The sequence below is a fragment of the Streptomyces sp. NPDC038135 genome, from assembly GCF_055601245.1.
On the sequence record NZ_JBVJXS010000004.1, the window covers coordinates 543,385 to 565,787 of the forward strand.

Sequence of the window (22,403 nt, forward strand, 5' to 3'; positions counted from 1 at the left end):
GGCGTTGGGCCGTGCGGGTGCGGTCCTCAGCGGCCGGCCAGGGTCATCAGGACGGCGCCGAGGCGGGTGCCGTCCGGTGCCGCCCAGCCGCCCGCGACATGACCGAGCGGTTCACCTGCGGGCAGCGGCGGGGTCCCGGCGACGGAGACGGGGACGCGGTGGACGTGCAGCACCGTGCCGTGCGGCGCGGGCAGCCGGGTGCCGTGCTCGTCGTCGGCGGGGCGTGGGGTGAACGGGCCCTCGGGGAACGGCTCACCCGCGTAGGCGCGGGTCACCTCGCGGTCGGGGGTGTCCGTGATGCTCTGGGCCACGGCCTGGGCCCGGCCCCCGATCAGCGCCAGCAGCTCGGTGAACAGCACCGGGTCGTGACAGCCGTCGTACACCCAGCGCTTGCCCAGCACACCGTGCTCGGCTGTGCCGATCAGGGCGTGCTCGGCGCCGGCGGCCGGGGCGTCGCGGTAGGTGAGCGGGACCAGGTAGGCGACCGGCTCGGGGCCGCAGACGTCGGTGGTCACCATGAACTCGATCCCGACCTCGCCCGCGGGGTCGTCCAGCCGGAAGCCGCCGGACTTCTCCAGTTCCGGGGCCGGTCCCCCGCGGTACCAGGGCCGGGTGGGCAGCCATTCGGCGAGGAGTTCCAGCTTGGTCGGCGTGAGGGTGGTGCGGTGGATGACGGCCACGCGGCAACTCCTCCTGGGCGGGGCGGACATGGACGCGCCCAGCCTTTCACATCCGCGCGACGGCCCGGCCGGCCCGGCCGGGCCGGCCGGCCGGGCGGCTCGGGCTCGGGGCGGATCGGGGGACATGCCGGGCCGGGGCGCGGGTAATCGGCTCTCGACCTGATCGACCTCGGCTTCGCACCAGGAAGGCGGATCTCATGCTGATGGCACACCCCGCGGTACTGCAGGACCTGATCGCCCAGTACGAGACCCTGACACTGCTCGGCGCCGAGGAGAGCACGACGCAGGCCCGGCAGCGGCTGGCGGACATCGCCTACACGCTGTGCGTGGCCACGGGCACCAAGGACGTCGACATGGCGCTGATAGCCGCCCGGCACCGCCTGTCCGGGGCGCACCCGGAGGACGACTCCCTGCTCGGTCCGACCGCCGTGCTGGACCCCGCTCCCGCGGTCGACCCGGCTCCGGTGATCGACCCTGCCGCCATCACCGACCCCGCCCCTCTCACGGACCCCGCCCCCGTCACGAACACGTCCGCCGTGGCGGAGCCCGCGCCCGGGGTCTGACGGCACCGCTGCCGGGGGCGGCCACGCACGAACGCGCCCGCCCCCGGTCCGACGACCGCGATAGTTCCTTCCCGCTTATGGCCCGCGCGACCTACCGGGCGGTATACAGACCCAGTTGAGACGCGGACCGCCGCTCGGGGCGGCCCGTGTGCCCGGCCTGTGGGGGAGGAATCATGGCGAACGACACGCGCGCGGCCGACGGGGCGAGAGGCCGGCGGCGGACCACCGTACTGGGGACGGCACTCGGGGGCTGCGCCCTCGTCGCCGCCGCCACGGTGCCCGCCGCCGCCCATCCCGCCGGACCCGGTCGCGATCTCACCTACGTCTCCCTCGGGGACTCCTACACCTCGGGCCCGCTCATACCGCGCCAGGTGGACGCCGGATGCGCCCGCTCCGACCACAACTACCCCTCGCTGCTGGCGTCGTGGCGAGGGGTGAGCACGTTCAAGGACGTGAGCTGCGCCGGCGCCACCACGAACGAGATGTGGCAGCCGCAGGGCGGCAACGCGGCGCAGCTCGACGCGCTGGACCGGAACGCCGACCTGGTGACGGTCCAGATCGGCGGCAACGACGTCGGGTTCGGCTCGATCATCGGCACCTGCGCCCGCCTCGGCGTCCAGGACCCGGCCGGCAACCCCTGCGAACGCTCGTACAAGGCCGGCGGGTACGACCAGCTGGCGCTCGACGTCCTGCGCACCGCACCGAAGATCGACCAGGTGCTGCGCGCGGTCCACCGGCGCGCACCGCACGCCCGGGTCCTCCTCGTCGGCTACCCGGACCTGCTGCCCGACGACGGCGTCGGCTGCTTCCCCGCCGTCCCGTTCGCGGCGAAGGACTTCCCCTACCTGCGGGACACGGAGAAGCGGCTGAACCTGATGCTGCGTACGGTCGCCGCGTGGAACCGGGTCGAGTACGTCGACACCTACCGGCCCACGGTCGGCCACGACATGTGCAAGGCGCCCGCCGACCGCTGGATCGAACCGCTGCAGCCGGCCGCGCCCGCGGCCCCCGCCCACCCCAACGCGCGCGGCGAGGACGCCATGGCGCGGGCCGTGCTGGACCGGCTCGACCACGGCCGCGGTCGCGGCTGAGCACGGGCGACGGCCCCGGCGCGCCGGGGCCGTCGTACGACTCGATCGGGCTCAGCCGCCGAGCGCGGCCTGGACCACTCCCTTGGCCTCCTCCTGCACCCGGGCGAGGTGGTCGGGGCCCAGGAAGGACTCGGCGTAGACCTTGTACACGTCCTCGGTGCCCGACGGGCGGGCCGCGAACCAGGCGTTGGCGGTGGTGACCTTGATTCCGCCGATGGCGGCCCCGTTGCCGGGCGCCTCGGTGAGGACGCCGGTGACCGCCTCACCGGCCAGGGTGTCGGCGGTGACCTGGGCCGGGGACAGCTTGGCGAGCAGCGCCTTCTGCTCCCGGGTCGCCGGGGCGTCGATGCGGGCGTAGGCGGGTTCGCCGAAGCGGGCGGTGAGGTCCGCGTAGTGCTCCGACGGGGTCCGGTCGGTGACCGCCGTGATCTCGGAGGCGAGCAGGGCCAGCAGGATGCCGTCCTTGTCGGTGGTCCACACCGAGCCGTCCCGGCGCAGGAAGGACGCCCCGGCCGACTCCTCGCCGCCGAAGCCGATGGTGCCGCCGGCGAGCCCGTCCACGAACCACTTGAACCCGACCGGGACCTCGACCAGCCGCCGGTCCAGGTCGGCGGCGACCCGGTCGATCATCGTGGAGGAGACCAGGGTCTTGCCGATGCCGGTGCCGGTGGGCCACTGCTCGCGGTGCCGGTAGAGGTAGGAGATGGCCACGGCGAGGTAGTGGTTGGGGTTCATCAGGCCCGCGTCCGGGGTGACGATGCCGTGCCGGTCGGCGTCGGCGTCGTTGCCGGTGGCGATGCGGAACCGGTCGCGCTGCTCGATCAGCGAGGCCATCGCGTACGGCGACGAGCAGTCCATGCGGATCTTGCCGTCCCAGTCCAGCGTCATGAACCGCCAGGTGGGGTCGGTGTGCGGGTTGACCACGGTCAGGTCGAGGCGGTGCTGCTCCGCGATCCGGCCCCAGTAGTCGACGGACGCGCCGCCGAGCGGGTCGGCGCCGATGCGCACCCGGGCCGCGCGGATCGCGTCGAGGTCCAGGACGCTCGGCAGGTCGCCGACGTAGGCGCCGAGGAAGTCGTAGCGCCCGGTGGTGCCGGCGGCGAGCGCGCGGGCGTACGGCAGCCGCCGTACCTCCTTCAGGCCGCCCGTGATGATCTGGTTGGCGCGGTCCTGGATCCAGGACGTGGCGTCCGAGGCCGCCGGGCCGCCGCTGGGCGGGTTGTACTTGAAGCCGCCGTCGGCGGGCGGGTTGTGCGACGGGGTGACGACCACGCCGTCGGCGAGCCCGGTGTCGCGGCCGCGGTTGTGGGTGAGGATGGCGTGCGAGACGGCCGGGGTCGGGGTGTAGCCGTCCGCGCTGTCGATGAGCACGGTGACGTCGTTGGCGGCGAACACCTCCAGCGCGGTGACCCGGGCCGGCTCGGACAGCGCGTGCGTGTCGGCGCCGAGGAACAGCGGGCCGTCCACGCCCTGCGCCGCGCGGTACTCGCAGATGGCCTGGCTGGTCGCGGCGATGTGGTCCTCGTTGAAGGCGCTCGCCAGGGACGAACCCCGGTGCCCCGAGGTGCCGAAGGCCACCCGCTGGCCGGGGTCGGCCGGGTCGGGCCGCAGCGCGTAGTACGCCGTGACCAGCCGGGCCACGTCGATGAGGTCATCGGGGCCGGCCGGCTGTCCCGCTCGCTCGTGCGACATGAGTCCGCTCCTCCGCATCGGTGTGATCGATCGCTCGGGGCCCATCTTTCCCCGTGAGGGGCCCGGCGTGCGAGTGCGCCCGCACCGAGCGCGGTGGGCCGGCCACGGGCCGCACCGTGATCCGCTCTCCCGAAGATCACTCTCGCCACGCTCCCGTGTGCCCCCACGACCGGCAGGTAACCGCCCGTGTCCGGACCCACCGTCTGGGCCCCCGGGCTGCCGGGTGTCACGGGCGTACCTGGACCTGACGATCGTCGCGGCCGTGCTGTTCCTCGTCCGGTTCGCCCGCTGCCGGCGCAACGCCCGCTCGCCGTCCGCCGGTTGCCGCCGGTGCTCGGCCCCGGGGCCCCGGCGCGGCAGGCCGCCGCGCCGGGGCCGACGGCGCCGGTCCCGGGCGCGGCGGGCCTGCCGCGTCATTCCCGGTTCTCCGGCGGCGGGGCCTCAGCCGATGTGGTAGCTGTCGCCGTAGACCTTCCAGTCCAGCGGTGTGTTCAGGTCGAGGTTGCCCTTGCGCAGGAACACCCGCTGCGCGGTGTCGACCCTGCTGGTGTCGCTGTGCGCCTCCTCCTGCTTCATGGCCCATACCCGCGCGTCGAGGAAGGCGTTCAGGTACGCCGTCTCGCCGCCGCCCTGCGCCGGCGGCCTGGCGCTGCGCAGGGCCCGGCGCCGGATGTTGTGGAAGCCGGTGGGGTCGTCGCCGTCGCCGTGCATGACGATGGCGTCGTAGTAGGCGAACTGGCCGAGGGCGCGGAGCCCGTCCGCCTTGCCCTGGGCGACGGCGGGATCGAAGTAGACCCGGTCGCGTTCGTCGTTCTGGGCCCGCTGGAAGGCCGGGTCCTGGGCGGCCCGGCGCCAGTCCCGGGGGTAGTCCGGGTCCAGGCCGTCGTGCGAGTCGGTGCCGTCGACCCGGCGCAGGGCGGGCAGATACCGGGCCAGGACGTTGCCGGGCGCCCGGTCGGTGTAGAGCTGGACCAGGTCGAGCATGTCGCCGGTGCCGGAGCAGAAGCCGATGATGCCGGCGGTGTAGCCGCGTCCGTCGCCGATGTTCTCGATGTACTTGTACTGGGCCTTCCAGTCCAGCGAGGAGTTCTCCGCGCTGGAGACGAGCCGCATGGCGATCTCCTTCTTCGCCGGGTCGTCGAGGCCGGGCGCGGCGGCCGAGGCCCGCGCGGCGCGCGGGACGCCGGCGAGCAGGGTGCCGGTGGCGGCGGCGCCCAGCAGGGCGACGGCGGTGCGGCGGGAGAGGCGCGTGCGGGCGGCTGCCGGCCGGGGATCTGTGTACGCCACAGGGACTCCAGTGGGAGGTGGGGGGTCGGGGGGTGGTCGTCCGTGCCGAACTGATAGGAAAGTTTCCTATCGTGTGCGTCGCGGCCCCGTAACCCGTCCCGCGCGAAGTTCGTAGGATCGAACAGCCGAACGTTCCGTCCCCCGCCCCCCGGGTGGGCGGCTCAGGCGTGCGGCGTCCGGGCCCGCTCCCCGGCGAAGGCGTACAGCTCCTTCGAGGTGGTGATCAGTTCCCGCTGCTCCTCCCGGGACCCGACCATCGGCTGCGAGCCGCTGAGCGGCACCTGGGCGCTCTCCGGCAGGAACTTCACCGTCAGCAGGCCGATCGCGCCGGCCAGCATCAGGTAGTAGGCCGGCATCAGGTCGTCGCCGGTGGCGCCGACCAGCGCCGCGGTGACCAGCGGCGTGGTCCCGCCGAACGCGGCGACGGCGATGTTGAAGCCGATGCCCATGGCCGCGTAGCGGACGGCGGTCGGGAACAGCGCGGGCAGTGTGGCCGCGCTGGGCGCGGCGAAGCAGGCCAGCAGGGTGGACAGCAGCAGCACGCCGAGGATGGGCGGCCAGGTCCCCTCCGCCTTGATCAGCAGGAACGCGGGAACGGCCAGCACGATCATGGCGGCCGCGGCGACGCCGTACAGCGGGCGCCGGCCGACGCGGTCGCTGAGCCGGCCGAGGAAGGTGATCAGCAGGACGATCCACACCATGCCGATGAGCACCAGGACGTCGGCGGAGCCGCTGGACCGGTGCAGCGTCTCGGTCTGGTAGGTCGGCAGATAGCCGGTGACCATGTAGTTCGTGACGTTGTAGAGCAGCACCAGCCCCATGCAGATCAGCAGGGCGGGCCAGTGGTTGCGGACGATGTCCTTGAACTCGCTGCCCGCCGACTCCTGCGCCAGGCTCTTCTCGTGCTCGTCCAGCTGCTGCTGGAAGGCCGGCGACTCCTCGAGCTTGAGCCGCATGTAGAGGCCGATCACCCCGAGCGGCCCGGCGATCAGGAACGGGACCCGCCAGCCCCAGGAGAGCATCTGGGCGTCGGTCAGCATCAGGTTCAGCGCGGTCACCAGGGCCGAGCCGAGGGCGTAGCCGACGAAGGTGCCGAAGTCGAGCCAGCTGGAGAGGAATCCGCGCCTGCGGTCGGGCGAGTACTCGGCGACGAACGTGGTGGCGCCGCCGTACTCGCCGCCGGTGGAGAAGCCCTGCACCATGCGGGCCAGCAGGAGCAGCACCGGAGCGGCGATGCCGATGGTGGCGTACCCGGGGATGATTCCGATGGCGAAGGTTCCGACCGCCATCATGATCATGGTGGTGGCGAGCACCTTCTGCCGGCCGATCCGGTCGCCGAGCGGCCCGAAGACCAGCCCGCCGAGGGGCCGCACGACGAAGGCGGCGGCGAAGGTCGCGAAGGAGGAGATCACCTGGGCCGCCGGGGAGGCGCCGGGGAAGAACACCTTGCCGATGGTGGCGGCGAGGTAGCTGTAGACGCCGAAGTCGAACCACTCCATGCAGTTGCCGAGCGCGGAGGCGCCGACGGCGCGCCTGAGCAGCGGCGGCTCGACGACCTGGACGTCGTCCTTGCGGAAGGCCCCCCGGTTGCGGCGGAGCCTGCGGGTCAGCTCCTCGCGGACCTGGCGCGGCAGTTCCGCCACGGCCTTCGGAGTCCTCGGCCTCGACCCGGCCGGGCGCTCGCCCTCGGGCGTCACTCCGCTCATGGGCGCCTTCCTTTCCACTGCCGCCGGCCGGGCCCCCACCGGCCGGCGCTTCTCACCGCGTGCCCCATCCGTCTGCCCCGCTTCGCACCCGCCACACAGCAAAGTGATCACCGCGGGTGCCGGTCACGGGTGCCGCACCGCGCCCCGATTCAGAAACCCGGCCGCTCAATGCGATGACGGCCGGTGGTTGGACTTACGAATCATGGAGGCGCAGGGTGGACGTGCCCCTCGCGCACGACGGGCACCCCCTACGGCACCACCCGGAGACGACCCGATGAACCACGTCGCGGACCCCGCTCGCTACGACGGCACCATGCGCTACCGGCGCACCGGCCGCTCGGGACTGGACCTCCCGCTCCTGTCCCTGGGCTACTGGCACAACTTCGGCGACGACCGCCCCTTCGAGACCCAGCGCGAGATCGCGCTGCGCGCCTTCGACCTCGGGATCACCCACCACGACCTGGCCAACAACTACGGCCCGCCGTACGGCGCCGCCGAGATCAACTTCGGCCGGCTGCTCAAGCGGGACCTCGCCCCGTACCGGGACGAGCTGGTGATCTCCACCAAGGCGGGCTGGGACATGTGGCCCGGCCCCTACGGGCAGGGCGGCGGCTCGCGGAAGTACCTGCTGTCCTCGCTGGACCAGTCGCTGCGGCGCATGGGCGTGGACTACGTGGACATCTTCTACTCGCACCGGCTGGACGCGACCACGCCGCTGGAGGAGACGATGGGCGCGCTGGACACCGCCGTCCGCCAGGGCAAGGCCCTGTACGTGGGCATCTCCTCCTACGACGCCGAGCGCACCCGGCAGGCCGCCTCGATCCTGCGCGAGCTGGGCACGCCGCTGCTGATCCACCAGCCGTCGTACAGCATGCTCAACCGCTGGATCGAGACGGACGGCCTGCTGGACACCGCCGAGGAGGAGGGCTTCGGCGTCATCGGGTTCACCGCGCTCGCCCAGGGACTGCTCACCGGCCGCTACCTGGAGGGTGTGCCGGAGGACTCGCGGGCCGCGGCGGGCAAGTCCTTCGACCCGGCCTGGCTGACCGAGGACATGCGGAGCAGGCTGCGCGCCCTGAACGACGTCGCCGCGCGCCGCGGGCAGAGCCTCGCGCAGCTCGCGCTGGCCTGGGCGCTGCGGGACGAGCGGGTCACCTCACTGGTGATCGGCGCCTCCCGCACCGAGCAGCTCGAGCAGAACGTCGCCGCGCTGGAGAACCTCGAGTTCAGCGCCGAGGAACTGGCCGAGATCGACAAGCTGGCCACCGACGGCGGCGTCGACCTGTGGCGGGAGGCGCGCCAGGGAACCCTCGGGTGACATCTGGCACCGAGTGACACAGACCATGGACATAAGGAAAAAGTAGGACATAATGGAAGCCATCCGGACCACAGCGACTCGAGGAGCCGCCCCCCGTATGGCTTACGGAGCCCACCACAGCCCCTTCCCGCCGCCCCACCCCGACCTGGGCCTCGCCCGTCACTGCGAGCACTGCCTCGGCTGGGGAACCGTCGTCACCCGCGACGGCGAGCACGAACTGTGCCGCACCTGTCAGCCCGACCCGCACGACGGGGGAAGCGACCCAGGCTCCGCCTCGTAGCCCCCCACCCCCTGCTCGAACCAGGACCCGCACGCCCGTGCGCCGCGAAGGGTTAAGATCCTGGTAATGGTTTCCTCAAGAAACCTTCAAATCGAGCAGGGGGGCGGTCATGGGCGCGGCGCGCACCAGCAGTACGCCATTGCCGGGAATCGGTGTCCGGTACGACCTGACGACGCGGGAGCGGCAGCGCCTCTCCGTGGTGGCCCACCGCGACGGCGCGAGAACACTCAGCGCGTACCAGGGCGACGACCCCGACGCCTGCGCCCTGTCCGCCCGGCTCACCGGCGGAGAGGCCCAGGCGCTGGCCGAGGCGCTCCAGCCGACGCACCACAGCCCGAACCTGCTCTACACCACGGAACTGGGCCTGGTGGCCGAGCGGATCGAGCTGTCCGGGGTCTCCCACTGGAACGGCCGGCTGCTCGGTGACACGTGCATGCGCACCGAGACCGGGGTCTCCATCGTCGCCGTGCTGCGGCGCGCCGAGGCGATCCCGTCGCCGGGGCCGGGGTTCCGGCTGGCCGGCGGGGACACGCTCATCGTGATCGGCACCCGCGAGGGCGTCGACGCGGCCGCCGTCATCCTCGGCCGGGAGTGACGCGGATGCACTCCTCCGCGGTCTTCCTCATCGAGTTCGGCGCGATCATCCTCGGCCTCGGGCTGCTGGGCCGGCTCGCCGCGCGGCTGAGCTTCTCCCCCATCCCCCTGTACCTGCTGGCCGGGCTGGCCTTCGGCGAGGGCGGGCTGCTGCCGCTCGGCGCCAGCGAGGAGTTCGTGGCGATCGGCGCCGAGATAGGCGTCGTCCTGCTGCTGCTGATGCTGGGCCTGGAGTACACCGCCAGCGACCTGGTCTCCAACCTCAGAACCCAGTACCCGGCCGGCATCGTCGACGCCACCCTCAACGCGCTGCCCGGCGCCGTCATGGCGCTGCTGCTCGGCTGGGGCCCGATCGCCGCCGTCGTCCTCGCCGGCATCACCTGGATCTCCTCCTCGGGCGTCATCGCCAAGGTCCTCGGCGACCTCGGCCGGATAGGCAACCGGGAGACCCCGGTGATCCTCAGCATCCTGGTCCTGGAGGACCTGTCGATGGCGGTCTACCTGCCCGTCGTCACCGCGCTGCTGGCCGGCACCGGGCTCGCGGCGGGCAGTGTCACGCTGGCCGTGGCCCTCGGCGTCGCCGGGCTGGTCCTGCTGCTGGCGGTCCGGTTCGGGCGGCACATCTCCCGCTTCGTCTCCAGCGACGACCCGGAGAAGCTGCTGCTCGTCGTGCTCGGGCTGACCCTGCTGGTCGCGGGCGTGGCCCAGCAGCTCCAGGTCTCGGCGGCGGTGGGCGCGTTCCTGGTCGGCATCGCGCTCTCCGGCGAGGTCGCCGAGGGCGCGCACAACCTGCTCGCGCCGCTGCGGGACCTGTTCGCGGCGGTGTTCTTCGTCTTCTTCGGCCTGCACACCGACCCGGCCAGCATCCCGCCGGTGCTGCTGCCCGCCCTCGCCCTCGCGGTCGTCACGACGCTCACGAAGATCGCGACGGGCTACTGGGCCGCGCGCCGGGCGGGCATCTCGTCGAAGGGCAGATGGCGGGCCGGCGGCACCCTGGTGGCCCGCGGCGAGTTCTCCATCGTCATCGCCGGTCTCGCGGTGACCTCGGGGATCGACTCCGACCTCGGTCCGCTGGCCACGGCGTACGTCCTCATCCTGGTGGTCCTCGGGCCCCTCACCGCCCGCTACACCGAACCGCTCGCCCGCAGGCTTGCCGCCCTCGGCGGCCGCCGCCCGGCACCGGACGCCGGGCCGGCCGCGGGCGACGCACCGCTCACCGAGGACGGCGAGCCCGCGCTGCGGGACCAGGACACGGTCGCCCGTCCCTGACCGGGACGCCGGGGGGCACGAGGGCCCGCGCCCCTCGGCCGCCCCGGCATCCGCGCGCCACAGGGGCGGGCCGCCGCCGGACGTGGCCGGACCCGGCTCTCAGCCGGCGCCCCACTCGCCGCCGCGCGCGTGCACGTACTCCAGGGCGTCGAGCACCACGGTGCGGCGGTACCAGGAGCGCCAGGCGGCCAGCTCGGCGGCCAGCTCGCCGAGGGCGGCCTCCTCCCCCGGTTCCAGCCAGCGGCCCGAATCCGTCCGGTGCACGGAGATCACCCCCCGGCAGGCCCCCTCGGCCGTCATCATCGGGGCGCTGTGCACGGCGCGGCTGCCCGCGGCCAGCGTGGCCAGGCCGACGGGGTGCCCGGCCAGCCCGGGGTCGGCGGCCACGTCGGCCACGGTCACGGGCCGGCCGGCCGCCTGGGCCCGGGCGCAGACCGCGGGCGGGCCGCCGACCAGGGCGAGGCAGTCGCGATAGGCGGCGTCGAGCCCGTGGTGGGCCTCCAGTACGAGGGCCTCCTCGCGGGTGTGATCGGCGAGGTGGATCTCCGCCGCGTCCGCGTCGGTCAGGGTCACCGCCGCGTACACGGCCGCCCTGAGGACCTGCCGGCGGTCGCGCACGTCCACCGGGTCCGGCAGCGCGAGGGCGGGCGGCGGCAGGTGCCGGCGTCCGGGGAACCACTCCCCCGCCGCGTGCGGCGCCGGCGCGCTCACCACGGCGGCGGCCAGCACCCGCAGCGGTACGTTGTGGTGCTGGGAACCGTCGCGGAGCAGGGCGAACGCCTCCTCGGGGCCGGGCAGGCCGTACCGGGCCAGCAGGATGCCCTGGGCGATGCCGATGAGCCCGCTGGTGCGCGCCTTGGCCCGCAGCCCGAACACCTCGCTGCGCACGTCCTCCGGCAGCGCTTCCGCTCCGGGCGGCGGCCCGGCGGCCGTCGCCCGGCACACCGCGGCCAGTGCCTCCTCCAGCGTGGGACAGAGCCGGACGCCCGGCAGTTCGGCGGCCGCGAGCATGGCGCGCACCTCGGGGCGGGCGCCGCTGACCAGCACCGGTCCGGTCCCGAGGTCCCGGGTGCGGGCGTCCAGGGCGTCCCGGACCTCGTCGCTCATCCGGCTGACGCCCGAGACGTCCAGGACGAGGCGCAGCCCGCGCCGGTCGGCCCGCGCCAGCCGCAGGTCCAGTTCGCGGCCGAGCATGCCGGCGCCGTACCGGTCCAGCGGCCCGGACAGGCGCAGCACCACCGCCCGGTCGGCCACCGGCAGCACCGTCAGCGAGGCGGCCGCCGTCATGGCGGGCGACCCCCGAGATCCACATCCACGTACATGCCACGACCCGGTCGGGGCGAACCTCTGTCCGCTTCCCGCCGGCTCCTCCCCTCAGACTGTTCCCGGCAGCCGTGGAATGGCAAGCGGGGCGGGGCCGGCCGGGAGCTGCGGCACGTCCCGTGGCACCGGCCGGGGGAAAGCGGGTTTGGACCCGGCCGGAGCGGCAAACCGGAAGTCGACCGCACACCGGAACGACGTTGGGATGTGACTACCCCATGGCTGGTGACCAGAAGGCAAAGGCCAAGGCGGAGCAGGCCAAGGGCAAGGCCAAGGAGGCCGTGGGCCGCGCCGTCGGCAACGAGCGCATGGAGGCCGAAGGCCGCATGGAGGGCGCGCGGGGCGACGCCCGGGAGGCCAAGGAAAAGGGCAAGGACGCCTTCAAGCACTGACGAGCACTACCGCAACAGCATGCCGGGGCAGGCCGCGGGAACGAACCCGATTTCCGCGGCCTGTCCCGGTTCGCGTGTACTTGATCGACCGTCCAGTGGGTATCCGCCACAAGGACGGCACGAGCCTCCTCGATCAGGAAGGGACCCCGACCCCGGCGGAAGAGGGCAACGAGGTATGGACATCCACCTGACGACGCACAAGGCCACGCGGGCCCGCCCCGGGCCCCTGCGGCACAGCCGCACCTGGGACCGCGGCGCGCCCTGCATCGCCGAGGCGAGGGACGCGGTCGGCGCCCTCCTGGAACGGGCGCGTCCCGCACCGGGCCGGCGCGCGGTCCAGGATGCCCAGCTCGTCGCCAGCGAGCTCGTCACCAACGCCGTCAAGCACGCTCCCGGCCCGTGCGCGCTCCACCTCGAGCTGACGCCCGACGCGGCCGCGCTGAGCATCACGGTCGTCGACACCTCCCCCGACCTGCCCCGGCAGCCCCCACCCGACCCGGGCCGGGTGGGCGGCCACGGGCTGCTCCTGGTGAACATGCTCAGCGGCAGCCTGGAGGTCACCCCGCTGCCGCGCGGCAAGCGCGTCACCGCCATCGTCGCCCTGCGGGCCGACGCCGGCGGGTGACGCGCGACGGCGACGCCCGCCCGGCTCAGGCCAGCCTGAGCCCCACGATGCAGGTGTCGTCGTCGGTGTCCGACCTGCTGTGCGTGAGCAGCCGGTCCAGGTGCTGGTCCAGACCGCCGGGCGCCGAGCGCGCCATCGACAGCAGATGCGACAGTGACTCCTGCACGGACCGGTCCCGGCGCTCGATCAGACCGTCGGTGTACATCAACAGCGTGTCACCGCCAGCCAGTTGGACCTCCGTCTCCTCGTACACGGCGTCCGGTACGGCGCCCAGCAGCAGCCCCTTGAGCGTGGGCATGGCGGTGGCCTCCGCGTCCCGCACCAGGACCGGCGGGAGATGTCCGGCCCGGGCCCAGCGCAGGGTGCGCCGCTCGCCGTCGTAGAGACCGCACACCGCGGTGGCGGTGACGGCGCCGGTCAGATGGTGGGCGACGATGTTCAGCCAGGACAGCAGCTGCGCCGGCCCGGCGCCGGTCACGGCCAGGCCGCGCAGGGCGTTGCGCAGCACGACCATGCTGGTCGCGGCCTCTATGCCGTGCCCGGCGACGTCCCCCACGCACACCAGCACCAGACCCGAGGGCAGCACCACCGCGTCGTACCAGTCGCCGCCGACCAGATGCTCCGTCTCCGCCGGCCGGTACCGCACGGCAACCTGGAGGTCGGGCACCTCCAGGGGGGACTGCGCCGGGGGCATGATCGCGTGCTGGAGCTGCAGGGCCAGCCGGTTGCGCTCGTCGGCCTGCTGCTCGGTGTGGGCGAGCTGGTCCCGGGTGGCGGCCAGGGCGACCTCCGTCCAGTGCTGGGCGGAGATGTCCTGGTAGGCGCCGCGGACGACGAGGAGCTGGCCGTCGGTGTCCAGGACGGGTTCGGCCACCACCCGCACATGCCGGGTGACCCCTTCCGGCCGCTGCAGCCGGAAGGCCACGGAGGCCGGGCGCCGCTGGTGCACCAGGGTGCGCAGGAACCGGCCGATGCCGACGGCGTCGTCGGGGTGCGCGTGCGCGGCCAGATCCTCCAGCGGGACCGGAGGGCTGGTGGGCGGGCGGCCGTACAGGTCGAAGAGCTGCCCGTTCCAGGTGATCTCGGCGGTGAGCAGGTTCTCCTCGAAGCCGCCGATGCGGCCGAGCCGCTGGGCGTGCTGGAGCAGGCTGGCCAGCCGGGCCGCCTCGTCCTCGATCCGCCAGATCAGCAGCACGCTGGAGCCGTGCCGGCTGATGCTGATGTCCGCGACCGCCGACAGCGGAACCTGGTCGACCAGGGCGGTGAGCCGCATGCGCTGGGCGCGGAACGGCTCGCCGGTCGCGTAGACCCGCTCCACCCGCTGGAACAGCTCGTTGGTCCCGGCGGCCATCGGGTAGGCCTCCAGCAGCAGCGCGCCGCCGACGACGGCCCGCGGCCGGCCCGCCGGGTCGAGGAAGTGGCTGTTGACGTGCTGGATGCGGAAGTCGACGAGCTGTCCGGTGTCGTCGAGGTGCGGCACCAGGACCAGGGCCGGGTCGTGCAGGCCGTCCGCCAGGTCCATCAGCTCCACCACGTCCGGCAGCACCCGGTTCTCCTGGGCGCCGGGCAGCAGCGGGTGCGACTCCAGGGTGTGCGCGCACAGTTCGGCGAGCGCTTCGAGCTGTCGGATCACCTGGGGCGGCCTCGGGCCCTCGGGGCCCGGCCAGGCGATCTCCAGCACGCCGTGGATGCGGCCGCCCACGCCGGCCGGCACGGCTGCCCGGGCGCCCTCCGCGAAGGCACGGCGGCCGATGGTGGGCAGCCCGGACTCGGCGAGGGACGTCAGCCACTGGCCGTCCCGTTCGGTCAGGCCGCGCCGGGCCACGGTGGCCACGTCCGGCGGGACGTAGCGCCAGCGTTCGGCCTCGGCCTGCGGGAAGCCCGCGCTGCCCGCGAGGGTCAGCGAGCCGTCGGAGCCGGCGGCCCAGACCGCCACGGCCACGGCGCCGAGCGGCCGCAGGGCGTGCTGGAGCAGCGAGTCGGCCACCGCCTGGGTGTCGTGGGCGGCGAGGACGCCGCTCTCGGCGGCGCGCAGCCGCACCGCGGCGGAGTCCTCGGCCTGCCCGGCCGGGTCCGCGGTGGCGGCCAGGAAGGCCTTGGCGACCTCCGAAACCCGGTCCCGGGCGGCCTGGTTGATGACCTCGACAGCGAACTCCAGCGGGGTCACCCGGGCCTGCTCGGTCAGCTCGGCGAGCTGCCGGGCGGCCTGCGCCGGGCCGCAGCCGAGGCGCTCGACCAGGATGCCCTTGGCCAGTTCCAGCAGGGCCCGGCCCTCGGCCTCGGCCTGTGCCGCCCGCACCTCCTCGCGCAGCCGCTCGACGGTGGCGGCGAGCCTGCCCACGGGCGAGGTGGCCGGCGCCCCGGCGGGGTCGCTCCGCTCCAGCGGGCCGGCGGGCGCCGCGGCCTCACCAGGGCCGGACGGGTCCAGGGCCCCGGCCAGGCCGGACGGACCCAGGAGCCCGGCCAGGCCGGACGGGTCCAGGGGCCCGGCCTGTTCCGGCGGATCCAGTGGCCCGCTCGGGCCGGACGGATCCAGTGGCCCGCTCGGGCCGGACGGGTCCAGGGGCCCGCCCGGGCCGGACGGGTCCAGGGGCCCGCCCGGGCCGGACGGTTCTACGGCCCCGGGCGTGCCGGGCACGGCGGGCGGGCCGGCGCCCGGCGAGCCCGGGTCCACGGCGGCCGCCTCGGACAGCGGTTCGTTGTCGTTCACCGGAATCCTGCTCCTCGGCCGGCGGTCATGGCGTGCGTCCTCATGCGGGCAGCCAGCGCCGGACGCAGGCGATGAGGTCCTGGGTGTCGACCGGCTTGGTGACGTAGTCGCTGGCGCCGGACGCGAGGCTCTTCTCCCGGTCGCCCTGCATGGCCTTGGCGGTCACGGCGATGACCGGCAGGTCGGCGTACTGCGGCATCCTGCGGATCTCGGCCGTGGCGGTGTAGCCGTCCATCTCGGGCATCATCACGTCCATCAGGACGAGTTCGACGTCCGGGTTGCTCACCAGCGTGTCGATGCCCTTGCGGCCGTTCTCCGCGTGCAGCACGCGGAAACCGTGCAGTTCGAGGATGCCGCTGAGCGCGAACAGGTTCCGGGCGTCGTCGTCGACCACGAGGACCGTACGGCCCCGGGTCCGCTCGTCGACCGGCTGGGGCGCCGTGAGCTGCTGCGGCTCCTCGCCGCGCACCAGGGTGAGCACCTCGCCGGGCTCCTCGGCCGACAGGTGCAGGGCGATCCGCTCGCGCAGCTCGTCCAGGCTGTACAGGTACTCCAGCGAGCCGCCCTCCGTGTCCTCGGCGAGGTGCTCGGTGCGGTGCGAGCTGTGCACCAGGACCGGGACGCTCGCCAGCGCGGAGTCGCCGCGCAGCGCGCGCAGGAAGCGTGCCGACTCCCCGTCCGGCGCGCCGAGTTCGACGACGACGCAGTGGCAGGGCTCGGCGGCGAGAGCGCCGGCCGCCTCGTGCGCGCCGACCGCGGCGATGATGTCGACGGTGGCGCCCTCGGCACGTCCGTGCCCGAGGTCCCCGACGACGCTCTCGGCGACCAGCGTCAGCAGGCCGCGCGGCCGCTCCTCCACCACCAGCAGGCGGCGCGGGCGTTCCCGCTTGGCGGACGCGGGGGGCGCGCCCTCCAGGGCCGCGGTTCCGGGCGCCGTGCCGGCCGGGAGCGGCTCGGGCGGCTTCGGCGCGCTGCGCAGCAGGTCCTCGAAGTCCAGCCGGGCGACGGGCAGGAACAGGGTGAAGGTGCTGCCCTTGCCAGGGGTGCTGGCCACGGTGACGGCGCCGCCGAGGAGGTGGGCGATCTCCCGGGTGATGGACAGGCCGAGACCGGTGCCGCCGTACTTGCGGCTGGTGGTGCCGTCCGCCTGCTGGAAGGCGCCGAAGATGGTCTCCCGCTGCTGTTCGGCGATGCCGATGCCGGTGTCCTTCACCCGGAAGGCCACGATGGTCCCGCCCCGCACCACGCCCTCGGGCACCTCGTCGTCGGGGGCGGGCTCGATGCGCAGCTCGACGCTGCCCTGCTCGGTGAACTTCACCGCGTTGGAGAGCAGGTTGCGCAGGATCTGCCGCAGCCGGGAGTCGTCGGTGAGCAGGTCGGCGGGGGCGCCGGGCGCGGTGCTGACCGTGAAGTCCAGGCTCTTCTGCGAGGTCATCGGGCGGAACGTGGCCTCGACGTACTCGATGAGCTGCCGCAGCGGGACCCGCTCGGGGCTGACGTCCATCTTCCCGGCCTCGACCTTGGACAGGTCGAGGATGTCGTTGATGAGCTGCAGCAGGTCGGAACCCGCGGAGTGGATGATCCCCGCGTACTCGACCTGCTTCGGGGTGAGGTTGCGGGACGGGTTCTGGGCGAGGAGCTGGGCGAGGATGAGCAGGCTGTTGAGCGGGGTGCGCAGCTCATGGCTCATGTTCGCGAGGAACTCGGACTTGTAGCGGGAGGCGAGCGACAACTGCTGCGCGCGGGCCTCCAGTTCCTGCCGCGCCTGCTCGATCTGCAGGTTCTTCGCCTCGATGTCCCGGTTCTGGTCGGCCAGCAGGGAGGCCTTGTCCTCGAGTTCGGCGTTGGACTGCTGCAGTTCCTCCTGCCGCGCCTGCAACTCGGCGGAACGGGAGCGCAGTTCGCTGGTGAGGCGCTGCGACTCCTCCAGCAGTTCGTCGGTGCGGGCGTTCGCCACGATGGTGTTGACGTTGACGCCGATGGTGTCCACGAGCTGCTGCAGGAAGTCCCGCTGGACGGGGGTGAACGCGGTGACCGAGGCGAGCTCGATGACACCGAGGACCTGCTCCTCGAAGAGGATGGGGAGCAGCAGCAGGGCGGTGGGCTCGATCTCACCGAGCCCGGAGGAGATGGTGACGTAGCCGGGCGGCAGCTCGTCCACGGCGATCGTGCGGCGGCTGCGCGCGGCCTGGCCGACCAGGGAGCGGCCGAACGGGATGCGGGCGGGCCGGTTGTCGTCCTCCGGCCTGCCGTAGGAGCCGACGAGCCGCAGCTCGGCCCCGGTCTCGCCGTCCTCGGCGAGGTAGAAGGCGCCGTACTGGGCGGAGACCTGGGGCACCAGTTCGTCCATGATCAGCTCCGCGACGACGGGGAGGTCGCGGTGGCCCTGCATGAGGGCGGAGATCCGGGCGAGGTTGGTCTTGAGCCAGTCCTGCTCCTGGTTGGCCAGGGTGGTCTCGCGCAGGGACTCCACCATGGAGTTGATGTTGTCCTTGAGGTCGGCGACCTCGCCGGAGGCGTCGACGGTGATCGACCGGGTCAGGTCGCCCTCGGCGACGGCGCTGGCCACGTCGGCGATGGCGCGCACCTGACGGGTGAGGTTCCCGGCGAGTTCGTTGACGTTCTCCGTCAGGCGCTTCCAGGTTCCGGAGACGCCCTCGACCTCGGCCTGGCCGCCGAGCCGGCCCTCGGTGCCCACCTCGCGGGCCACCCGGGTCACCTCGTCGGCGAACGCCGAGAGCTGGTCCACCATCGTGTTGATGGTCGTCTTCAGTTCGAGGATCTCGCCGCGCGCGTCGACGTCGATCTTCTTGGACAGGTCGCCCCGGGCCACGGCGGTGGTCACCAGCGCGATGTTGCGCACCTGGCCGGTGAGGTTGTTGGCCATGGAGTTGACGTTGTCGGTGAGGTCCTTCCAGGTGCCGGCCACGTTGGGCACGTGCGCCTGGCCGCCGAGCCGGCCCTCGGTACCCACCTCGCGGGCCACCCGGGTCACCTCGTCGGCGAACGCGGAGAGCGTGTCGACCATGGTGTTGATGACGTCGGCGAGCGCGGCGACCTCGCCCTTGGCCTCGACGGTGATCTTCTGCGACAGGTCGCCCTTGGCGACGGCCGTGGCGACCTGCGCGATGGAGCGGACCTGACCGGTCAGGTTGGACGCCATCACGTTGACGTTGTCGGTGAGGTCCTTCCAGGTGCCGGAGACACCGCGGACGGTGGCCTGGCCGCCGAGGTTGCCGGCCGTGCCGACCTCGCGGGCCACCCGGGTCACCTCGTCGGCGAACGCGGAGAGCTGGTCCACCATCGTGTTGATGGTGTTCTTCAGCTCCAGGATCTCGCCGCGCGCGTCCACCGTGATCTTCTGCGACAGGTCGCCCTGCGCCACCGCGGTGGCCACCTGGGCGACGTTGCGCACCTGGGCGGTGAGGTTCCCGCCCATGAAGTTCACCGAGTCCGTGAGGTCCCGCCAGGTGCCCTTGACGCCCTTGACGTCCGCCTGACCGCCCAGCCGGCCCTCGGTGCCCACCTCGCGGGCCACGCGGGTCACCTCGTCGGCGAACGCCGAGAGCTGGTCCACCATCGTGTTGATGGTGCTCTTCAGCTCCAGGATCTCGCCCCGGGCGTCCACCGTGATCTTCTGCGACAGGTCGCCCTGCGCCACCGCCGTCGTCACCTGGGCGACGTTGCGCACCTGGGCGGTGAGATTTCCGGCCATGAAGTTGACCGAATCCGTGAGGTCCCGCCAGACGCCGGCGACCCCGGGCACCTGCGCCTGCCCCCCGAGGCGCCCCTCGGTACCCACCTCGCGCGCCACCCGGGTCACCTCGTCGGCGAACGCGGAGAGCTGGTCGACCATCGTGTTGACGGTCTCCTTGAGCTGGAGGATCTCGCCGCGCGCGGGAACGTCGATCTTCTGCGACAGGTCGCCCTTGGCGACGGCGGTCGCGACCTGTGCGATGTCGCGCACCTGGGTGGTGAGGTTGCCCGCCATCGCGTTGACGGAGTCGGTGAGGTCGGCCCAGGTGCCGGAGACGCCCGGCACCTCCGCCTGGCCGCCGAGGGTGCCCTCGGTGCCCACCTCGCGGGCCACCCGGGTCACTTCGGAGGTGAACACGGACAACTGGTCGACCATGCCGTTGAAGACGGTGGCGATGTCGCCCATCAGTCCGCTGGAGTCGTCCGGCAGCCGTGTGCCGAAGTCTCCGTCGCGGACCGCCGTCAGCCCCGCGAGGAGCCGTCTCAGTTCCTGTTCACCCGGGACGGCGTCGATCGTCCCGGTCGCCTTGCCGGCCATGTGCACCCTCGTTCCGCTCCCCAGGAGCCCTCGGGCAGAGGGCTCGGAACCACCACCGGGCACGCGGCCTGACCCGGCCCTTGGTGTGTGCATTTCCGCAGTTCACGGAATTGCCTGATGAGAAAAATACGTCGCAGGCTAACCCACTTTCACGAGCCCCGACAAAGCAGCCCCTCGGCCGGCCAGACTTCGCCACGACGATCCGCCGCGAGAGGTGTACTTCCCGTCGTCCCGGGTACTCCATCGCGTTCGGCGTCCGCGGAGCGGCGCCTCGCGTCCGGCCCCTCCCGCCGGGTGACGGCTGCCGCGGGGGCCGTTTCGGGCGCGCGCGGCGAGGGCACCCGTGCCAGGCTCGAGACAGGGCACCAGGACCCGGACCCCGGACGTTTGCGCGCCTCGGCCGCCGGCGGGGGCGCGGGCCGAGCGAGGAGGGCGCGGCATGACCCCCGACGACGACGGCGCTGCGGGCCCCGGGCCGGCGCGCGGGCATCTGCTGTACGGCCCCCAGCCGGACGTGGCGGGCGCCGCGGGTTACCCGGACGCCCCGCCCAGGATGGGCTTCTTCACCGACACCTCCGTGTGCATCGGCTGCAAGGCGTGCGAGGTGGCCTGCAAGGAGTGGAACGCCGTCCCGGAGGACGGGCTCGAACTGACCGGCATGTCCTACGACAACACCCAGGGCCTCGGCGCCGACACCTGGCGGCACGTGGCGTTCATCGAGCAGCGCAAGCCCTTCGGCGGGCAGGAGCCCGGCGTCGTCCACGAGGACGTCGACGTGTTCGCCGCCGCGGCGGACCTCGGCACCGGCGCGGGCTCGCCGGGGCCGGGCGCCACCGCTCCCCCGCCCGCCGGGGCCCCCGCGGGCGCCCCAGCCGGGGAGATCTCCCCGGTGTCGCCGGACGGCCGCACCGAGCTGCGCTGGCTGATGGCCTCCGACGTGTGCAAGCACTGCACCCACGCGGCGTGCCTCGACGTGTGCCCCACAGGCGCGCTGTTCCGCACCGAGTTCGGCACGGTCGTCGTCCAGGAGGACGTCTGCAACGGCTGCGGCTACTGCGTGCCCGCCTGCCCGTACGGCGTCATCGACCAGCGCGAGGACGACGGCCGGGTGTGGAAGTGCACCCTGTGCTACGACCGGCTGGGCGTCGGCATGGAGCCGGCCTGCGCCAAGGCCTGCCCGACCGAATCGATCCAGTTCGGCCCGCTGGAGGAGCTGCGCGAGCGGGCCGCGGCCCGGGTGGAGCGGCTCCGGGAGGCGGGGGTGGCCGACGCCCGGCTGTACGGCGAGAGCCCGGACGACGGGGTCGGCGGGGACGGCGCGTTCTTCCTCCTGCTGGACGAGCCGGAGGTGTACGGCCTGCCGCCGGACCCGGTGGTCACCACCCGGGACCTGCCCGACATGTGGCGGCACGCCGCGCTGGCCGCCGTCTCGCTCGCCGCGCTCGCCGTCACCAGTTTCGTGAGGAGGCCGCGATGAGCGGTTCGGACGTGACCCGGGACGGCGTGACGGGCGGGCGGCCGGGTCGCGAGGCCCCGACGGGCGAGCGGGCCGGACGCCGCCGGCGCCGGCGCGGCCGGGGCGAGCAGCCGATGGTCCCGGACGCGGAGTTCTCGTCGTACTACGGCAAACCGGTGCTGAACAAGCCGACGTGGAAGGCGCTCGACATCGCCGGCTACCTGTATCTCGGCGGGCTGGCCGGGGCCTCGTCGCTGCTCGCGGCCGGGAGCACGCTCAGCGGGCGGCCGGGGCTGGCCCGGCCGGCGAAGCTGGGGGCCGCCGGGGCCATCTCGCTGTCCCTGGTCGCGCTCGTGCACGACCTGGGCCGCCCGGCCCGCTTCCTCAACATGCTTCGGGTGTTCAAGCCCACCTCGCCGATGAGCGTGGGCTCGTGGCTGCTGGTGGGCTACGCCCCGCTGACGGTGGCCGCGGCGGCCGCCGATGTCGCGGGCCGCTACCGCCTGGCCGGCTCGGCCGCCACGGCGGGCGCCGCCGTGCTCGGCCCGGCGGTGGCGACCTACACCGCGGTGCTGCTCTCGGACACGGCGGTGCCGTCCTGGCACGAGGGCTACCGGCAGCTCCCGTACGTCTTCGCGGGATCGGCGGCGACCGCGGCGTCCGGTCTGGCGCTGGCCGCCGCCCCGGTGGGCGAGGCGGGACCGGCCCGCCGGATGGCGGCCCTCGGCGCGGCGCTGGAGCTGGGCGCCTTCCGGCTGATGAAGGGGCGCCTGGGACTGGCCGCCGAGACCTTCGAGCAGGGCCGGCCGCACCGGTTGCTGCGCGCCGCCGAGGCGCTGACGGCGGGCGGGGCCGCCCTGGCGCTGCTGTCCGGGCGCGTGCGCGACCGGCGCCTGGCCGTGGCGGCCGGAGCCGCGCTGCTGTCCGGCTCGGCGGCACTGCGCTTCGGCGTGTTCCAGGCCGGGGTGGACTCCGCCGAGGACCCGAAGTACACGGTCGTGCCGCAGCGCGAGCGGCTCGCGGCGCGGGGCGGCTGAACCCGTCCCCCGTCCGGGAGCGAGCCGTGCCGGTTTGGCCGTCCGGGGCGGGGGTACTCCGCCGCCCGCCGGGGCCGGGATGCCGCGGA

General features: G+C 73.7%; 17 protein-coding genes. 10 read left to right on the top strand and 7 right to left on the bottom strand.

All coding sequences use genetic code 11. The annotated features are described in order from the left end of the window. Positions 1-26: 26 nt before the first annotated feature. Positions 27-680 (bottom strand): maltokinase N-terminal cap-like domain-containing protein, encoded by a 654-nt coding sequence (locus ACZ7JA_RS14140; protein ID WP_470808252.1) that lies wholly within the window; start codon positions 678-680, stop codon positions 27-29. 197 nt (positions 681-877) lie between these two features. Between ACZ7JA_RS14140 and ACZ7JA_RS14145 the strand changes: the two genes are divergently transcribed. After that, positions 878-1,243 (top strand): DUF5133 domain-containing protein, encoded by a 366-nt coding sequence (locus ACZ7JA_RS14145; RefSeq protein ID WP_470808256.1) that lies wholly within the window; start codon positions 878-880, stop codon positions 1,241-1,243. A 173-nt stretch (positions 1,244-1,416) separates the two neighbouring features. Beyond that, positions 1,417-2,334, top strand: coding sequence for an SGNH/GDSL hydrolase family protein (locus ACZ7JA_RS14150; RefSeq protein WP_351669852.1), 918 nt, complete (start codon positions 1,417-1,419; stop codon positions 2,332-2,334). 51 nt (positions 2,335-2,385) lie between these two features. Here the strand turns inward: ACZ7JA_RS14150 and pgm are convergent, their stop codons facing one another. The 3 genes from pgm to ACZ7JA_RS14165 all read right to left on the bottom strand — a co-directional run bounded on the left by pgm (position 2,386) and on the right by ACZ7JA_RS14165 (position 7,019). After that, entirely contained in the window at positions 2,386-4,026 is a 1,641-nt protein-coding gene (pgm, locus tag ACZ7JA_RS14155; protein WP_470808258.1) for a phosphoglucomutase (alpha-D-glucose-1,6-bisphosphate-dependent), read from the bottom strand. A gap of 441 nt (positions 4,027-4,467) precedes the next feature. Beyond that, on the bottom strand, positions 4,468-5,313 hold the full coding sequence (locus ACZ7JA_RS14160; RefSeq protein ID WP_470808262.1) for a chitosanase: 846 nt from the start codon (positions 5,311-5,313) through the stop codon (positions 4,468-4,470). 161 nt (positions 5,314-5,474) lie between these two features. Continuing rightward, entirely contained in the window at positions 5,475-7,019 is a 1,545-nt protein-coding gene (locus ACZ7JA_RS14165) for an MFS transporter (RefSeq protein ID WP_470808264.1), read from the bottom strand. Positions 7,020-7,293: 274 nt separating this feature from the next. On the opposite strand from ACZ7JA_RS14165, the gene mgrA reads away from it, so the two are divergent. The 4 genes from mgrA to ACZ7JA_RS14185 all read left to right on the top strand — a co-directional run bounded on the left by mgrA (position 7,294) and on the right by ACZ7JA_RS14185 (position 10,480). After that, on the top strand, positions 7,294-8,337 hold the full coding sequence (gene mgrA, locus ACZ7JA_RS14170) for an L-glyceraldehyde 3-phosphate reductase (RefSeq protein WP_389297496.1): 1,044 nt from the start codon (positions 7,294-7,296) through the stop codon (positions 8,335-8,337). A 97-nt stretch (positions 8,338-8,434) separates the two neighbouring features. Then, complete coding sequence (locus ACZ7JA_RS14175) at positions 8,435-8,617, top strand: hypothetical protein (protein ID WP_470808266.1); 183 nt, start codon at positions 8,435-8,437, stop codon at positions 8,615-8,617. Positions 8,618-8,726: 109 nt separating this feature from the next. Continuing rightward, the gene (locus tag ACZ7JA_RS14180; RefSeq protein WP_351669869.1) at positions 8,727-9,212 is read left to right on the top strand and encodes a cation:proton antiporter regulatory subunit; all 486 of its coding nucleotides are present in this window, start codon (positions 8,727-8,729) and stop codon (positions 9,210-9,212) included. Positions 9,213-9,217: 5 nt separating this feature from the next. Further along, entirely contained in the window at positions 9,218-10,480 is a 1,263-nt protein-coding gene (locus ACZ7JA_RS14185; RefSeq protein ID WP_470808271.1) for a cation:proton antiporter, read from the top strand. Between the two features lie 99 nt (positions 10,481-10,579). Here ACZ7JA_RS14185 and ACZ7JA_RS14190 read toward each other — a convergent pair whose 3' ends face one another. Continuing rightward, on the bottom strand, positions 10,580-11,767 hold the full coding sequence (locus ACZ7JA_RS14190; protein ID WP_351669875.1) for an ANTAR domain-containing protein: 1,188 nt from the start codon (positions 11,765-11,767) through the stop codon (positions 10,580-10,582). Between the two features lie 251 nt (positions 11,768-12,018). On the opposite strand from ACZ7JA_RS14190, the gene ACZ7JA_RS14195 reads away from it, so the two are divergent. Further along, the gene (locus tag ACZ7JA_RS14195; RefSeq protein WP_351669878.1) at positions 12,019-12,192 is read left to right on the top strand and encodes a CsbD family protein; all 174 of its coding nucleotides are present in this window, start codon (positions 12,019-12,021) and stop codon (positions 12,190-12,192) included. A 175-nt stretch (positions 12,193-12,367) separates the two neighbouring features. After that, positions 12,368-12,817 (top strand): ATP-binding protein, encoded by a 450-nt coding sequence (locus ACZ7JA_RS14200; RefSeq protein ID WP_470808277.1) that lies wholly within the window; start codon positions 12,368-12,370, stop codon positions 12,815-12,817. Between the two features lie 25 nt (positions 12,818-12,842). Here ACZ7JA_RS14200 and ACZ7JA_RS14205 read toward each other — a convergent pair whose 3' ends face one another. Both ACZ7JA_RS14205 and ACZ7JA_RS14210 read right to left on the bottom strand, forming a co-directional pair. Then, positions 12,843-15,200, bottom strand: a complete 2,358-nt coding sequence (locus ACZ7JA_RS14205) for a PP2C family protein-serine/threonine phosphatase (RefSeq protein WP_470808549.1) — start codon at positions 15,198-15,200, stop codon at positions 12,843-12,845. 367 nt (positions 15,201-15,567) lie between these two features. Beyond that, positions 15,568-19,821, bottom strand: a complete 4,254-nt coding sequence (locus ACZ7JA_RS14210) for a HAMP domain-containing protein (RefSeq protein WP_470808279.1) — start codon at positions 19,819-19,821, stop codon at positions 15,568-15,570. Between the two features lie 439 nt (positions 19,822-20,260). On the opposite strand from ACZ7JA_RS14210, the gene ACZ7JA_RS14215 reads away from it, so the two are divergent. Both ACZ7JA_RS14215 and nrfD read left to right on the top strand, forming a co-directional pair. Further along, a complete protein-coding gene (locus tag ACZ7JA_RS14215; protein ID WP_450747066.1) occupies positions 20,261-21,298 on the top strand; it encodes a 4Fe-4S dicluster domain-containing protein in 1,038 nt (345 codons plus the stop codon). Continuing rightward, on the top strand, positions 21,295-22,314 hold the full coding sequence (gene nrfD / locus ACZ7JA_RS14220) for an NrfD/PsrC family molybdoenzyme membrane anchor subunit (protein ID WP_470808282.1): 1,020 nt from the start codon (positions 21,295-21,297) through the stop codon (positions 22,312-22,314). Before ACZ7JA_RS14215 ends, nrfD begins: the two co-directional genes overlap by 4 nt. Positions 22,315-22,403 lie beyond the last annotated feature (89 nt).